15 protein-coding genes and 2 pseudogenes are annotated in these 14,327 nt (G+C 32.8%); 5 read left to right on the top strand and 12 right to left on the bottom strand.

Going from position 1 to position 14,327, the window contains the following annotated elements; genetic code table 11:
- A pseudogene (locus tag SULYE_RS01065) lies at positions 1-284 on the top strand (GTP 3',8-cyclase MoaA); the annotation flags it as partial.
- A 136-nt stretch (positions 285-420) separates the two neighbouring features.
- Entirely contained in the window at positions 421-972 is a 552-nt protein-coding gene (locus SULYE_RS01070) for a thiamine phosphate synthase (RefSeq protein WP_007545646.1), read from the top strand.
- Positions 973-1,453: 481 nt separating this feature from the next.
- On the opposite strand, the gene SULYE_RS01075 is transcribed toward SULYE_RS01070, so the two are convergent.
- From SULYE_RS01075 to SULYE_RS01110, 8 genes are all read right to left on the bottom strand, one after another.
- Positions 1,454-2,257, bottom strand: a complete 804-nt coding sequence (locus SULYE_RS01075; RefSeq protein WP_007545647.1) for an LpxI family protein — start codon at positions 2,255-2,257, stop codon at positions 1,454-1,456.
- Positions 2,254-3,069 (bottom strand): acyl-ACP--UDP-N-acetylglucosamine O-acyltransferase, encoded by an 816-nt coding sequence (gene lpxA, locus SULYE_RS01080; RefSeq protein WP_007545648.1) that lies wholly within the window; start codon positions 3,067-3,069, stop codon positions 2,254-2,256. Before lpxA ends, SULYE_RS01075 begins: the two co-directional genes overlap by 4 nt.
- Positions 3,070-3,078: 9 nt before the next feature.
- Positions 3,079-3,396 (bottom strand): thioredoxin, encoded by a 318-nt coding sequence (gene trxA, locus SULYE_RS01085; protein ID WP_007545649.1) that lies wholly within the window; start codon positions 3,394-3,396, stop codon positions 3,079-3,081.
- Between the two features lie 4 nt (positions 3,397-3,400).
- Positions 3,401-3,715, bottom strand: a complete 315-nt coding sequence (locus SULYE_RS01090; RefSeq protein ID WP_007545650.1) for an ArsR/SmtB family transcription factor — start codon at positions 3,713-3,715, stop codon at positions 3,401-3,403.
- 282 nt (positions 3,716-3,997) lie between these two features.
- Positions 3,998-4,873 (bottom strand): CoB--CoM heterodisulfide reductase iron-sulfur subunit B family protein, encoded by an 876-nt coding sequence (locus SULYE_RS01095; protein ID WP_007545651.1) that lies wholly within the window; start codon positions 4,871-4,873, stop codon positions 3,998-4,000.
- Positions 4,870-5,916: a succinate dehydrogenase/fumarate reductase iron-sulfur subunit gene (locus SULYE_RS01100; protein ID WP_007545652.1), complete on the bottom strand. Its 1,047-nt coding sequence runs from the start codon at positions 5,914-5,916 to the stop codon at positions 4,870-4,872. Before SULYE_RS01100 ends, SULYE_RS01095 begins: the two co-directional genes overlap by 4 nt.
- Before the next feature lie 315 nt (positions 5,917-6,231).
- On the bottom strand, positions 6,232-7,248 hold the full coding sequence (locus SULYE_RS01105) for an aldo/keto reductase (protein ID WP_043989015.1): 1,017 nt from the start codon (positions 7,246-7,248) through the stop codon (positions 6,232-6,234).
- Positions 7,249-7,552: 304 nt separating this feature from the next.
- Positions 7,553-8,314, bottom strand: coding sequence for a TIGR00282 family metallophosphoesterase (locus tag SULYE_RS01110; protein WP_007545655.1), 762 nt, complete (start codon positions 8,312-8,314; stop codon positions 7,553-7,555).
- Positions 8,315-8,480: 166 nt separating this feature from the next.
- On the opposite strand from SULYE_RS01110, the gene SULYE_RS01115 reads away from it, so the two are divergent.
- Entirely contained in the window at positions 8,481-9,605 is a 1,125-nt protein-coding gene (locus SULYE_RS01115; RefSeq protein ID WP_007545656.1) for a KamA family radical SAM protein, read from the top strand.
- Here the strand turns inward: SULYE_RS01115 and SULYE_RS01120 are convergent, their stop codons facing one another.
- Genes SULYE_RS01120 through SULYE_RS01135 form a run of 4 tightly spaced genes read right to left on the bottom strand, consistent with a single transcriptional unit; the run spans position 9,606 to position 12,324 of the window.
- Complete coding sequence (locus SULYE_RS01120) at positions 9,606-11,204, bottom strand: sigma 54-interacting transcriptional regulator (protein WP_232178524.1); 1,599 nt, start codon at positions 11,202-11,204, stop codon at positions 9,606-9,608. It abuts the gene before it with no gap.
- Positions 11,204-11,584, bottom strand: a complete 381-nt coding sequence (locus SULYE_RS01125; protein WP_007545658.1) for an SCP2 sterol-binding domain-containing protein — start codon at positions 11,582-11,584, stop codon at positions 11,204-11,206. The genes SULYE_RS01120 and SULYE_RS01125 overlap by 1 nt, the downstream gene beginning before the upstream one ends.
- A gap of 55 nt (positions 11,585-11,639) precedes the next feature.
- Positions 11,640-11,966, bottom strand: coding sequence for a DUF2173 family protein (locus SULYE_RS01130; protein ID WP_007545659.1), 327 nt, complete (start codon positions 11,964-11,966; stop codon positions 11,640-11,642).
- A 16-nt stretch (positions 11,967-11,982) separates the two neighbouring features.
- The gene (locus SULYE_RS01135) at positions 11,983-12,324 is read right to left on the bottom strand and encodes a DUF2173 family protein (RefSeq protein WP_007545660.1); all 342 of its coding nucleotides are present in this window, start codon (positions 12,322-12,324) and stop codon (positions 11,983-11,985) included.
- A 553-nt stretch (positions 12,325-12,877) separates the two neighbouring features.
- Between SULYE_RS01135 and SULYE_RS01140 the strand changes: the two genes are divergently transcribed.
- Together SULYE_RS01140 and SULYE_RS07975 are read left to right on the top strand one after the other, a co-directional pair.
- Positions 12,878-14,182, top strand: coding sequence for a transposase (locus SULYE_RS01140; protein WP_007545662.1), 1,305 nt, complete (start codon positions 12,878-12,880; stop codon positions 14,180-14,182).
- A gap of 10 nt (positions 14,183-14,192) precedes the next feature.
- Positions 14,193-14,327, top strand: a pseudogene (locus SULYE_RS07975) (2,3,4,5-tetrahydropyridine-2,6-dicarboxylate N-succinyltransferase); the annotation flags it as partial.

The following is a 14,327-nucleotide window of genomic DNA, read 5'->3' on the forward strand; positions in this document are numbered from 1 at the left end:
TACCAAAATTAGGTGTGAAGGTTGGTTTTATTACTCCTATCTCAAATCCTTTCTGTGATGGATGCTCTAAATTAAGACTCACAGCAGAAGGAAAAATAAAACTTTGCTTGAGAACAGATGAAGAACTGTCGGTTAAAGAAATATTAAGATATGGAACTGATGAAGATTTAGATGAGTTTTTAAGAAAAGTTTTGATAGCTAAGGAAATTTCAAATCTAAACATTCAAAAATCAAATTATGCTTTTTCAGACTGTGTAAGAGTTATGACCAGCATTGGCGGTTAGTATGTTAGAATAGTATTAATCTGATACGGGGGGTTAATACTATGGACGTTGGAACTTGGTTTCCAATAGTAATTCTTGGAATGGTTGTTTTTGCTATTATGCTGTTTGGAATTTTTGTGTACTTAGATAGAGACTAATGCTTCATAGATTTTATTTTATTACAGACAGAAAAAAGTTTAAAAAACCTTTTCTCGATACAATAAAAGAAGTTTTAGATAAAGGCATTAGATTGCTTCAAATCAGAGAAAAAGACCTTCCGGATAATGAACTTTTTAAGCTTACGGAAGATGTTTTAAAGATTGCCGAAGGCTATGATGCAAAGATAATAATCAATAGTAGACTTGATATTGCTTTACTTCTAAATCTTGACGGTGTACATCTTCCAGAAAATGGACTTCCGATAGAGCCAATAAAGAAAAAATTTCCTAATTTGATAGTTGGCAAGTCTTGTCATTCTTTGGAATGCGGATTACAGGCTTATCAAGATGGGGCAGATTATGTTTTTATTTCTCCGATTTTCCAGGTAGAAGGTAAAGCACCACCAATTGGAGTAGAAAAGTTAAGGGAAATAGTAAATAAATTACCTTTACCTGTTTATGCTCTTGGTGGTATAAATAAGTTCAACGTTCAATCTGTGCTTGATACAGGCGTTTATGGAATTGCAAGTATTAGATATTTCTTAGATTAGGTTTTTCTAAACTGTTATTATATTTGTCAATTTTTAAATTTTCTAATCTCTAAAAATGTTGAATTGAGTAAGTAAAGCCAATCTTTGAAAGATTCCAATTAAAAAACTTTAGAGTGTTCTAAATTTTAATTAAGTCTAAAATTTATTTGATAAGTCATTCTGCAACCGTGCGAAGAATTTCCTTTCTTTGCGTGTCTAAGTTTGCCATTTTTGAGCTAAGCGAAAAATCTCCTCTTTTCATTCTTTAACTCTCTTAAAAAAAGAGACCCTTCAGCCTTCAGCTTCTGGATGACAAGAACAAGCTATTAATACCTTTCTGCAGCCGAAAAGAATCCCTTTACCTTACTTCTCACTCATTAACTGCATGGACAATTCATGAATTGCCTCTACTTGCTATACTTAAAACAGAAAATTCTTCTGCTTAAGGTCCTTAGAATGATATGATGAAATGTAAACTTGCAATAATTTTAAAACATTCTTATTAAACCTTAACAGACATCACAGTAATACCATATTCCTTTGCTCTATTTATAAACTTCTCTTTTTCTAACAAAAATGTTTTATTTGCCTCAATTGCCAAAACCTTAGCTTTTGCTTTCTTCATAATTTCAAGAGTTTTGGAGCCAATAACCGGAACGTCGTATCTCATATCTTGATTACTACGTGCAGTTTTACAGACTACTGTATTTTCTCCTCCAAACTCTCCGCCTCTTAAAATACACTTATCAGTTCCTTCCACGCCTTCCACAGCAATCACAACACCATTTTTTACAACCACAGTTTGACCAATATCAAGGTCTGCGATCTCTTTTGCTATCTTTATTCCAAATTCTACATCTTTTAAAACTTCTGCATCATCAACCGGATTTATCAAAAAACCTTCCGGGATTAGCAACTCTTTTAAATAAGGTGTTGGGTCTATAAATTTAAATCCTTCTGATTCAAGTTCTTGAATGATTGAATGGAGTATAGATTTTGCTCTTTTGTCTTTAAGTTTACTTAAAAATGTTTTTGCCCGATGGTCTAATTTATGAAAATGAAAAAGTATAGAGCTATGCTCTATTTTCCCAAGCATAACAAGGTTTTGAACGTTTTCTTTTTTGAGAAAATCTATTATTTTTTGAGCTTCTGTGAATGAAAACCAATGAGTTTTTCCGTAGCGTTCTAACTCTTTATCTGCTGAGGATTTTATGGCTATGATGGTTAGGTCTTCGTTGTTTTGATAGGCTGATTTTGCAAAAGCTTTTGGAAGTTCTCCACTACCTGCGATAAGTCCGATTTTCATTCTTCGTCAGATATAAGCAGTTTCCTTTTTGAAGCTTCTGGGGCTATTCCTCTTTTTGTTGTTTTGACAAAGTCTAAAAGCATTTGAATTTCTTTAGTCTTAGGAAGTTTTTCTTCTACTTCTTTTATACCCTCTGCCAAAGTTGGAGATGTTCTAAATAATATTCTGTATGCTTCTTTTAAAAGTTTTATAGTTTCTGAGCTAAATCCTCTTCTTTTTAAACCAACTAAATTTAAACCATACAATAAAACATGATTTTTTGACGCCCTTGTAAAAGGTGGTATATCTTTATCTACGGCAGATGCACCGCCTACCATAGCATAATCACCAATTCTGCAAAATTGATGTATCGGTGTTAGTCCGCCTACAAATACATAGTTTCCTATTTTTACATGTCCTGCTAATGTAACACAGTTAGCTAAGATTGTATTGTCTCCTACTTTGCAATCATGAGCAATATGAACGTATGCCATCAAGTAAGTATTATTTCCGATTCTTGTAATTCCATCATCAAAAGATGTTCCTCTGTGTACTGTACAGTATTCTCTTAAAACTGTATTATTGCCGATTTCTACATAAGAGATTTCACCTTTAAAGCCAAGATGCTGTGGAATGTTTCCAATAACACAGCCTTCAAAGATTTCGCAGTTTGAACCTATTTTTGTATAATTTCTAATTTTGACAGATGAGTGAATGACTGTATTATCGCCAATTTCTACTACATCCTCAATAATAGAAAAAGGACCAACCTTAACGTTGGTCCCAAGCTTTGCTTTATTACTAACTATTGCTGTTGGATGTATTTCTACCATTAAATTCCTTTATGTAAGCAATGCTTTTAAAACTTCCTTAGACTGTACGCCAACCTTTGTATCAACTACTCTTCCGTTTTTGAATACCATGATTGTTGGAATAGCTCTTATGCCGTATCTCATTGCAAGGTTAGGATTTTCATCTGTGTTTACTTTTACAACCTTTGCCTTTCCTTCTAATTCTACTGCAAGCTCTTCTACGATTGGAGCTATTAATCTACATGGACCACACCATGGAGCCCAAAAGTCTACTAATACAGGCACATCCGAGTTTAATACTTCTTGTTCAAAATTTGATTCGTTCACTGATATAACTTTGCCAGCCATCCTTTCAGTCCTCCTGTGTTAAATTTTTGTATAAATCTAATACTCTTTTGTCTTTAATATAATAACATACAATTGAACCTTCTCGCTTATATCCAAGTATCCCTCTGTTTCTCAATACTGAAAGATGTTGAGATACGTTTGGTTGTGGCAAATCTAAAGCTTCCCATATATGTTTAACGCATTTTTTTCCACTTGCAAGAAACCCGATAATTTTAAGTCTTGCTGGATGAGCTAAAGCTTTAAGAAGTTCGGCTGTATCTTCTAAAAATTGTTCATCTTGCCATTTTTCAAGTTCTTTTGTTCCTTCCTTTAATTCCATAAAAATCACCTGCGATTTAGAATATTAGAATATATTATAAATATAATTTTTTATATATGCAATAGAAATGTAAAGCACCACTCCAAATTTTAACCAGGTCTAAAAATTGATTAACCTTTCGATCGGTTATTCTAAAGCTATGCGAAAAGTCTCAATCCTTTCACCTTTCACTTATTCATTTTCTTAAAAGAAGAGATCCTTCGGACTAAAGTCCTCAGGATGATGGTTGAAGGTAAAGTTATATTTACACTCTACAATTACTAATCTTTTCTTACCTATTTACTATGCTACTTTTTCAATGATTGCTTTTGTTGAAATTACGTGTTTATGTAATCCAAGCTCTTTTGGTTTTAAACCTATTGCTAAACCTATAAGCTGTGGCAAGTGTAAAACCGGCATTCCAATATTTACTCCGATTTTTTCTTCTGCTTCCGGCTGCATAGCATCAAGTTGCGTATGGCATAATGGACAAGGTGTTACCATAAAGTCGGCTTTTTCTTTTTTTGCTGCTTGCGTATCCATTGCTGTTAATCTTAATGTAACTTTGTCTTCTGCAGACCAAAAAGAGTGGAATCCACAGCAAGCAAGTCTTGCATCATGGTCTACCGGTGTTCCACCAAGAGCTTCTATCAATCTTTCTATAGAAGTTGGGTTGTCTGGGTCTTCGTATCCTGTTAAATAAGGTGGTCTTATGATGTGGCAACCATAGAAAGGAGCTATTTTAAACTCTTTTAATGGTCTTACTACCATTTCTTTAATTTTATCAAGACCAACCGCATCTATTACTTCCCATAAAAAGTGAGTAACTTCTATCGTTCCTTTATATTCTAATCCGGATTCTTTTAAGACTTCATTAACTGCAGCTCTAACTTCTGGGTCATGGTCTAATTTGAATTTTGCTTCTCTAAGCATTAATGTGCATGTGTTACAGATTGTTAACATATCAAGTCCAAGCTCTTCTGCCAATGCCAAGTTTCTTGCATTTATAACAAGAGATAAAAATTCGTCTTTTTCTTGAACAGCACCCGCTCCACAGCAAGTAGCAGCTTCAAGCTCTATTAATTCCATTCCAAGCTTTTCTGCAACAAGCTTTGTTGAGTCATAAAGTTCAGGAGCTACACCCTTAGCTGAACATCCTGTATAAAATGCATATTTCATGATTGTACCTCCTTCTTCTTGCTTTTTCTCTTGTCTTCATAAACAGTATGTACGTCCGGAATAATTTTTATCTTAACTTTATCTTTCATCTCTCTTGCTTTATCCATGATCTTTTGAACTTCTTCATGTCTTTTTACTTTATGACCACCGAAAAAGTCTGCAATGTTAACTTTACCTTTAAAGAACATTCTAAGACCAAATGGAGCTCTTTTTGCAGCACCAAGCAATCCTTCTTGTCTCATTGGAAGAAGCATTTCGTTTAAAAGACCTCTGTTATATATATCATTTTCAAAAATCTCAGCATGGATTTCTCCCGGTGATTTAAAGCCCTCTTCTGCTGCAATGATTCTTGTTCTTATGATATTTTCGTACGGTTGAACTTCCTTAGGACATCTTGTTGTACATTCCATACATCTAACGCACCATTCAAGATTGAAATCTTTTAATACTTCTTCAAGTCTTTCTCTCTTTGCCCCATCTCTTGAATCTGCAATAAATCTGTATGCTTTCGATATTACCATTGGTCCTAAGAAATCTTTATTAACTTTAAGAGCATTACAATCTGACATACAAGAATTACATAAAATACAATCAGAGGCATAATCTATTTTCTGATGGTCAAATGGGTCTTGTCTGTATTCTTTACCATCTGCAGGTGGAGGTTCTTTTGGTATAAACCAAGGCTTAATTCTTTTTAATTTATCAACTACCCAGTCCATATCATATACAAGGTCTTTTAATACTCTAATATTTCCTGCTGGCTCTACGATTATAGTATCTGTATTATATTTTTCTAATAGATGTGTAATTTGGACTTTGCAGGCTAAGTTCGCATGTCCGTTTATTTTTACTGCACAAGAACCACAGATTGCAGCTCTACAGTTATATCTGAAAGAGATCGACGGGTCTTGTTCTTCTTTAGCTTTGAAGAGTGCTGCCAGTAGCGTCATTCCTTTTTCTACCGGGAGTTTGTAAGTTTTGTAATATGGTTCTGCGTTTTTTGTTGGGTCGTATCTAAACACTTTAAGATAGAAAAATTCCATAGCTGCCACCTCTGTAAAAATTTACATTCATATATTTAAACATATTTTTTATAAAAATCAAATACTGTTTGATTTTTTTCTTTTTTAAGTTAATCGGTGAGAGTGTTCCAAAATTCTTGTAAGTTTGCCTTTTTCTTGTCATCCTGAGGATGTAAGTCTGAAGGATCTTCTCTTTTGATTTTTTGAATTGAAAAGAAAAGCAGGAGATTCTTCACCGGCTGCAGAATGACGACTTAATTTTTAGACTTAGTTAAAATTTGGAACATTCTCAATATTTATATCACGTCTCACATCTCACGTTTCACGTCTTACGTCTCACTTCTCGATAATATTTAAAATTTCGCTTTCTTCAAGCTTTGGATAATTTTCTATCTCTATATTTTCCAATAGATGCTCTACTTTACTCATACCAATTAAAACAGTTCCAACGTATGGGGTACTTCTTACAAATTGAATAGGAATATGAACATCCTTTTTTACTTTAAACATCTCTTTTACATTTTCCGGGAAATTTCTTAAAACTCTTTTTTGGAGCAACGGAGCACTAATGTATGTGTAAATTCCAAGCTTATTGGCAAGCTCTAAGGTTGAGTAATATCTTCCTTCATAAGGCTGGTTTTTTAGTTTAAATGCTTCAAGCATTGCAATATTGTATGGCAGCTGAATGAATCTAAAATGATGGTTTTCTCCGCCAACTTCTTTTGCTATCTTGAAAATTTCATACAGATTTAAATGTTGTGGATGACTTTCTTCTACTCTAAAGCCGTTCCATGTTGCAAGACCATAATATCTTAACTTACCTTCTTTAACCTTTCCTTCCAACAATCTAAAAACTGTCCATATTTTTTGATAGAACTTTTCTCTTGAAACAATCTGTAGCTGGTCTTCTGGGTTGTGAAGAAAATAAACGTCAATATAATTTGTTTTTAGGTTTTCTAAGCTTTTTTCAAACGACCAATCTATATATTTTGGAGAAAGTATATTGCCGTATGGTGTGATATCATCTTTTGTAATAATGCCTTTGTCTATAAATTCTTCTTTTAAGTATTTTGTAATGTTGTCAATTTTAAGCCTGTTGTCTCTTGGAAAGTATCCGCCTTTTGTGGAGATTATGACTTTACTTCTATCTACTTCCTGCAATACTTCTGAGATTACTCTTTCGCTTTCCATATCTCTATAATTTATAGCAGTATCTACAACATTTATGCCAAGCTCTATCCCTTTTTTGATAGTATTTTTGTAGCTTTCATTGGTTATCGGGTCAGGATTTCCTAAGTATGTCCCAATTCCTATTTCTGAAAGTTGTAAGTCTAAAAAGTTTTTATAATTCATATTATCACCTTTATTTTTATTCTTTGCTTGGGTAAAAAGCTTAAAAGCGTTTGATATTCTTTTCATAACAAAACATTATTAATTCTTTTTACTTCGGCTGAGAAATTCAATAAAAATATAAGATTCTTCGCTACGCTCAGAATGACAAATAAGGTTTCCATTCCTATAATGCCTATCAGTCAACCTTTCCTTGTCATCCTGAGGACGTAAGTCCGAAGGATCTCCTTTTTAAATTCTATGAAATTACTAATTTTTCACCCAGTATAATAAAACATTATTAATTCTTTCTTTCTTTCTCTTCCAACTATTCCTTTATCTGTATTCTCTTTAAATTCCTATCTTTAAGATTAACATAAAGTGAATTAAAAATAAACTGACCTTCAGCAGGTTCATACTTTTGTGGAATTCCTGAGATAAACTTTTTTATGATTTCATCTTTCCTTACGCCAATAACAGAGTCTAAAGCTCCTGTCATTCCTACATCGGATATAAAAGCGGTACCACCGGGTAAAAATCTTTCATCTGCTGTTGGTACATGGGTATGGGTTCCAAAAACTATATCAGCTCTTGAATCTACATAATAGCCAAATGCTTGTTTTTCTGATGTTGCTTCAGCATGAAAATCTACGATAACGTAATCTACCTTCCCTTTAATAATCTCATAAATTTCATCAAACTTTCTAAACGGACAATCTAAGACCATTCCCATAAAAGCTCTACCCATTAGGTTTATAATGGCTACTTTATAGCCATTTTTTTCAAATACATTAAATCCTTTTCCCGGTGCAGATGGTGGTAAATTTGCAGGTCTTAAAAGTCTTTCATCGTCAATAATTTCATAAACTTCCTTTTTATCAAAGGTATGATTTCCTGATGTGATAACATCAACCTTAACTTCTATCATCTCCTGAAAAACTGATTTTGTAATGCCGTTTCCATGTGCTAAATTTTCACCGTTTAAAACAACAAAGTCAATGTTTAGTTCTTCAATCAATTTAGGGAGAACTGACTTAACGGCCCTCCTGCCGGTTCTACCGATTACATCACCTATAAGCAAAACATTCATTTATAAAACTCCTGATATTAAAAATTTTTCCTAAATCTATCATTTAGATACTTAATTTCTTATAGCTCTTTATTTTATCAAAAGTAAAAATCAAAAAAATGAGATTATTCAGACTTAACCTATGATAAAATAAACTTTTTATAAATACCTCTAAAACGGAGCAAAGTTGCAAAATTTAGAAGAAAATTTCTGGCAAAAGATACATCTTTATAAAGATATCTCAAATGAGCAGTGGCAAGACTGGAAGTGGCAAATAGCTAATAGAATTACTTCTTTAAATGAGTTAAAACAAATAATACCGATTAAAAACGAAGAAGATTTCTTGAAAATATCTGAAATATTTCACTTTGGAACCACTCCTTATTATATATCGCTAATCAATCCAAATGATGAGAACGACCCAATATTAAAGCAAATTCTACCGGACATAAAAGAGATAGATGAAAAATATCAAGAAGGAGCTTTTTTAGACCCATTTTTAGAAGATGTTAAATCTCCTGTACCCGGTTTAACCCATAGATACCCTGACAGAGTTTTATTTAGAGCTACAAACTTTTGTAGTGTTTACTGCAGACACTGTATGAGAAAGAGAATGTTCTTAGAAGATGAAAGAGCAAGGACAAAAGAAGAATACGATGCCATGTTTGAATACATAAGAAATAATAAATCTATAAAAGAAGTCTTGATATCCGGCGGTGACCCCCTAACCCTCCCAAATAAAAAGATAGAATATATTCTCAAAAATCTTTATGAGATATCGCATATTGATGTTATAAGAATCGGAAGCAGAGAGCTTGTTGTAAATCCTTATAGATTCTACGATGAAAAACTATTACAACTCTTTGAAAAATACGATAAAGTTTGGCTTATTACACATTTTAACCATCCAAATGAAATAACATCAGAAACAAAGAAGGCTGTAAAAAACATTCTATCAACAGGAACACCTGTTTTAAATCAAACCGTTTTACTAAAAGGAATCAACGATAGTAAAGAAACAATAGAAAATCTTATGAGAGATTTACTTAAAGTAAAAATAAAACCATACTATCTTTTTCAATGCGACCCAACAAAAGGAGTTTATCATTTTAGAACTCCTTTAGAAGTCGGTTTAGAAATTATGGAGTATTTAAGAGGAAGATTGTCAGGACTTGGAATACCAACCTTTGCCGTTGACCTTTTAGGTGGACTTGGTAAAGTCCCTGTCCTTCCAAATTATATAATTGAAAAAAATGAGGATTATATAGTTTTTAGAAACTATGAAAATAAAACTGTAAAAGTTAAAATTTGATTAAACTAACCCGTACTTTTTTAATTTTCTCCATAAAGTAACTCTATCTATATTCAAAATTTTTGCAGCTTTACTTTTGTTCCAATTTACACTTTCTAATACTCTTAATATCTTTTGTTTTTCATCAATCTCTTCATCAAGATCATTTTGCGTTAAAATCTTCGTGTTATAAACTATCTCGTCTGGAAGATCCGATACTTCTATAAACTTCCCTTTTGCTAAAATTACAGCCCGTTCAATAATATTTTCTAACTCTCTTATATTACCCGGATAGTCATAATTAAGAAGTAGCCTTACTGCTTCCGGAGATATACCTTTTATATGTTTGTTGTACTGCTTCGAATATAAATCTATGAAATAATTTATCAAAAACGGAATATCTTCCTTTCTTTCTCTTAATGCCGGAACTTTTATTGAAATTACTTTCAACCTGTAATACAGATCTTCTCTAAATTTACCTTCCTTCACAAGCTGGCTTAGGTCTTTGTTTGTTGCAGCTATGATTCTAACATCAACCTTTTTAGTTTTTGTATCTCCAAGTCTTTCAAATTCTTTTTCTTGAATTAGATGTAAAAGTTTTGATTGTAGATATGTAGGCAACTCTCCTATTTCATCTAAAAATAAAGTTCCACCATCAGCAAGCTCTACTTTTCCCGGCTTGTCTTTTACTGCCCCCGTAAAGGCACCTTTAACATATCCAAAAAGTTCACTTTCTAATAAATTATCAGGTATTGCAGCACAGTTTATCTTTACAAAAGGCTTATCTCTTCTTGAAGACTGATTATGAATATACTTTGCAAGAACATTTTTACCGGTTCCGGATTCTCCTTCCAATAAAACGTTTGCAGTTGTATCAGCGACAGTTTTAGCAATATCTAAAACATAAACCATTAAACTACTTTTAGTGATAAGTCTGGATTTATTGCTTGCAGCTTCTTGCGAAAGCATACAATCCGGAACGACATAGAATGAAAATATGCTCCCCTCCCCACTTTTTAACCTTGTAAATACAGCTGAAACTTTTATCTTACCGTATGCAGGCGTCTCAATTATAATGTCTTCTCTTGAAGAAGGAAGCTCTTTTAAATCTTTTTTTATAAGCAAACTTAAATTCATTCCTTTAATATCTACTTCTCTACATAATAGATTTTTTGCGTTTTGATTGTAATTTATTATTTTCCCTTGATTATCAACAACCACAATAGCATCAATTACAGAATCTAAGATTAAATGACTAAATTCTTTTTCTTTTTTTATGATTTCTATATACTGATTAACTTTTGTTGAGTCTCTAATCTCTTCAATTATTCCTGCAAACTCTCCATTTTCAAATACAGGTTTAAAACTATAACAAACTTTTTTAGAACAACAGCTTAAAGTTATATTAAAATCTTCAAATTCCGGGAATGTTGAATGTTTATTATAATAATCTATTGGACATTTTTTACAGATATCAAACATTTTTAAATTTTTACATGATTGACCTTCTTTTATATTCAAAATATCTTTTGCAGTTTTGTTTACGTATTTTATCTCTTTATTTTTATCAACAAATATTACACCGGTTGATAGATTGTTAAGCAAGTCTAAATCCATCATCACCACTCTGTAGGGACTCTGCCCATCATTCTTAAGCTTTCTTCAAAGGGTCCCATATATTTCATGGCTGTAATCATAGAGCCTTTAAATTTTAATTTTTTAGTAAGCATTGCAGCCTTTGGCCCCATTTCACCTTTGGCTAAAATTTTCCAGTTATCGTATGTTGCCCACATCTCAAAATCATATTTTTTATTATCAGCTTTTCCGGCGGATTTTGCAACTCCATTTTCAACTATAAGTTCAACAGCCTCATCTTCCTTTCCTTCTATAAAATACTTTATAGACGCAGTAAACCCTTTCAAATCATTAACAAGCTTATCATTTTTGTTCCATTCATCTTTGTATAATTGTATCCATTCTTCAGATAAGAATTTTGCCATTTTTCTACTCCTTTGATTTTTTAGCCGGGAGAAACTCCCGGCTTGAGTTAATTAATTACTTAGAAAGAAGAGCTCTAAAAACTTCATTAAATGAAACTTCATCGTTTTTAACGAATACACCAACATTACCTGCAACACAGACTGAATATTTAGGACCTGTCAATGCCCAGCCATGTAATGGAGTCCATTCTTGGCCAGAAAATGCAGTGTATCCATCTGTTTGCATTCTTGCCATTGCGTTGTTTGCTGCACACATTGTAGCTGCCATTGCTGCCTCTTCTTCAGTTATATCCCCTTCGTAAGCTACAAGTGTGCCATCTGGATTAAATTCACCTGCTGCAAAAACACCTTTGATTGACATTAATTTTTTTAAGTCTGCCATTTTACCCACCTCCTAATTAAACATACTTGCTTAAAACTTCAAAAGTTTTGTCAAAGTCAGCTTTTGAAAGCTCAACAAAAACTCCGACATTTCCCATGATGCATGCAGCATATTTTCCGGCTGCTACTGCAAAACCTTGAACAGGATAAAATCCTTCTTTACCTGTATATGCGCTCCAACCTTTTGCTTGCATGTTTCCTATAGCTCTGTTAGCTGCAGCCATCAATGCAGCTATTTCTGCAGCTTTTTCTGAAATGTCCCCAGTGTAGGATAAAAGTCTTCCATCTTCAGAAAACTCTCCTGCTGCAACTGCTCCGGGCAACGACATTAACTCGTGCAACTTTGATAAAATTGCCATGTTCAACACCTCCTTAAAAAATTTTCAAAAATACTTATATAAATTTTCATGCCAATCACATTAAGTATTTGTAAAAATAATATTAATTATGAAATAAGCTTTGACTGAGATGTTGCAAAAAATGTTGCATACATTAAAACTGTTGCATAGTATGTTGCAATAAGTTAATTGATGCAGATCATATTGAATGATATACGTCGGATGAGAAATTCAATAAAAGCTATGAGATTAAAAATAAAAGACTCTTCGCCGACTGTGTGGAATGACAAATAAGACAGTTGTTAATGTAGATGTGTGCATGTAATTCATGAATTGCCCCACTACTATTTTACTTTCTTTGTTATCTTTAGGCTGTAAGCCCAAGGAACATATTTTTTGATTTTTTGATTTGAAAAAACAAGAGATTCTTCGCCGACTTCAGAACGACAACATTGATTTTTGAAACAGTCTCTATAGTACATTTTTGATATAATAAACTCCAATATTTAATCACGGGAGGTTAACAACAGTTGCTATTTTTTGTAAAAAAGTTTAAAGCAGTAGAGATTGAGAAATGATAACACTCCAATGTCAACTTGAATTCCAAAATAAGCAAGATAAAGAGATTGTATTAGATTTAATGCGTAAATTTTCATCTGCTATGAGATATGCTTATCAAAGATTGTTAGAAGGTGAAAAAAGAAAAGATTTGAAAAAGCATTTATCAAAACTATTCAGCATAAATACAAGATACTCAGACGATGCTATATTCTTAGCACAATCAATGATTACATCATGCAAAGAGAGGGAACAAAATCCAAAAAAGCTTATCTTTGGCTCAAGGAAATTATTTGAGCAATTAAAGAAAAACCATTTAACAGGTAAAAGAAGAAAACAGTTAAAAACAAAATGGAAGGAAAGCAGACAAGGGAATTTGTATTCAAGAGGAGATAAAACAAAACAAGGAAATCTGAATTTAAGATTTCAGTGGATAAATGATGAATTGTATTTAAGAATAAACACAGGAGATAGACAGTATATCTACGCAAAAGTAATTAGAAGTGTTGAAAGAAAAAATGATAAATGGATAGAGTTTATGTTTATGCTTGAAAATGCATACAGATATGGAGAATGGTTTCCATACTCAGTTAATCTGAAAATAAAAAACGGCAATGTATATGCTTTTATATCTGTTGAAGAGAAACTGCCACATATCACAATCAAAAAAGACAATGGAATAATAGGCATAGATGTAAACGCATATCCATTTCATTTAGCATTGGCTTTTACACTACAAAAAGGTAAAAGAGGATTGGGATATAAAGAAAAACTGCCTAAGAATTACAAAGAACTTTTAAATGATTCTGATTTTCTATCATACACTATAGCAAGAATTGAAGATAATATTAAAAAACTAAAACAAAAGCTAAAAGAAGAAAAAAACGAATATAAGAGAAATAAAATTAAAAGCAAATTAGCAAAACTAAGAAAAAACCTAAAAACATTACAAAACCACGTCTCACTTTTCACATCTCACGTCTCACGTTTAGAAAGTGGAAAGAGCAAGACAGCTTCCCAACAAACTGTCAACCAACGGAAGGAACTGGTGAGGGGTCTGCCTACAAGCAGACATAAAAGCTGGCAAGTTCTTTCCATAGCTTTAGCCTTCTGCTGTCTTGAAAAATCTTACAGAGATTTTTCTCCTTTGAAACGTGTTATAATTTCAAAGGATTGGACAGCAGTGGCTAATAGGTTAGTTCCTGTGCTTGGTATATGGACTATGACACTTCCAAAATACCGCCTGTTGGGGTCGGAAGTGTCTGAAATGGCGGAATACAAATTCCCCAACCCAAGCTGTAGTTTTATACAGTTTGGTTGACCAGGTTTAGATGGAAGAGCTTAAAAAACTTATTTTAGAAGCATGGGAAAACAGAGAGCTTTTAAAAGAAAATAAATACAAAGAAGCGGTAAGAGAAACCATTGACTTATTAGACAATGGAAAAATAAGAGTAGCAGAGAAGATA

This window comes from Sulfurihydrogenibium yellowstonense SS-5 (assembly GCF_000173615.1).
Taxonomy (GTDB): Bacteria; Aquificota; Aquificia; order Aquificales; family Hydrogenothermaceae; genus Sulfurihydrogenibium; species Sulfurihydrogenibium yellowstonense.

Excerpts from the sequence above, each read along its gene's own strand:
- SULYE_RS01105 (WP_043989015.1), bottom strand. The coding sequence starts at position 7,248 with ATGAATTATAAAAACTTTTTAGACTTACAACTTTCAGAAATAGGAATT.
- SULYE_RS01070 (WP_007545646.1), top strand. The coding sequence starts at position 421 with ATGCTTCATAGATTTTATTTTATTACAGACAGAAAAAAGTTTAAAAAA.
- SULYE_RS01130 (WP_007545659.1), bottom strand. The coding sequence starts at position 11,966 with ATGGCAGACTTAAAAAAATTAATGTCAATCAAAGGTGTTTTTGCAGCA.
- SULYE_RS01090 (WP_007545650.1), bottom strand. The coding sequence starts at position 3,715 with ATGGAATTAAAGGAAGGAACAAAAGAACTTGAAAAATGGCAAGATGAA.
- SULYE_RS01110 (WP_007545655.1), bottom strand. The coding sequence starts at position 8,314 with ATGAATGTTTTGCTTATAGGTGATGTAATCGGTAGAACCGGCAGGAGG.
- SULYE_RS01095 (WP_007545651.1), bottom strand. The coding sequence starts at position 4,873 with ATGAAATATGCATTTTATACAGGATGTTCAGCTAAGGGTGTAGCTCCT.
- SULYE_RS01140 (WP_007545662.1), top strand. The coding sequence starts at position 12,878 with ATGATAACACTCCAATGTCAACTTGAATTCCAAAATAAGCAAGATAAA.
- SULYE_RS01120 (WP_232178524.1), bottom strand. The coding sequence starts at position 11,204 with ATGATGGATTTAGACTTGCTTAACAATCTATCAACCGGTGTAATATTT.
- SULYE_RS01100 (WP_007545652.1), bottom strand. The coding sequence starts at position 5,916 with ATGGAATTTTTCTATCTTAAAGTGTTTAGATACGACCCAACAAAAAAC.
- lpxA (WP_007545648.1), bottom strand. The coding sequence starts at position 3,069 with ATGGTAGAAATACATCCAACAGCAATAGTTAGTAATAAAGCAAAGCTT.
- trxA (WP_007545649.1), bottom strand. The coding sequence starts at position 3,396 with ATGGCTGGCAAAGTTATATCAGTGAACGAATCAAATTTTGAACAAGAA.
- SULYE_RS01125 (WP_007545658.1), bottom strand. The coding sequence starts at position 11,584 with ATGGCAAAATTCTTATCTGAAGAATGGATACAATTATACAAAGATGAA.
- SULYE_RS01135 (WP_007545660.1), bottom strand. The coding sequence starts at position 12,324 with ATGGCAATTTTATCAAAGTTGCACGAGTTAATGTCGTTGCCCGGAGCA.
- SULYE_RS01075 (WP_007545647.1), bottom strand. The coding sequence starts at position 2,257 with ATGAAAATCGGACTTATCGCAGGTAGTGGAGAACTTCCAAAAGCTTTT.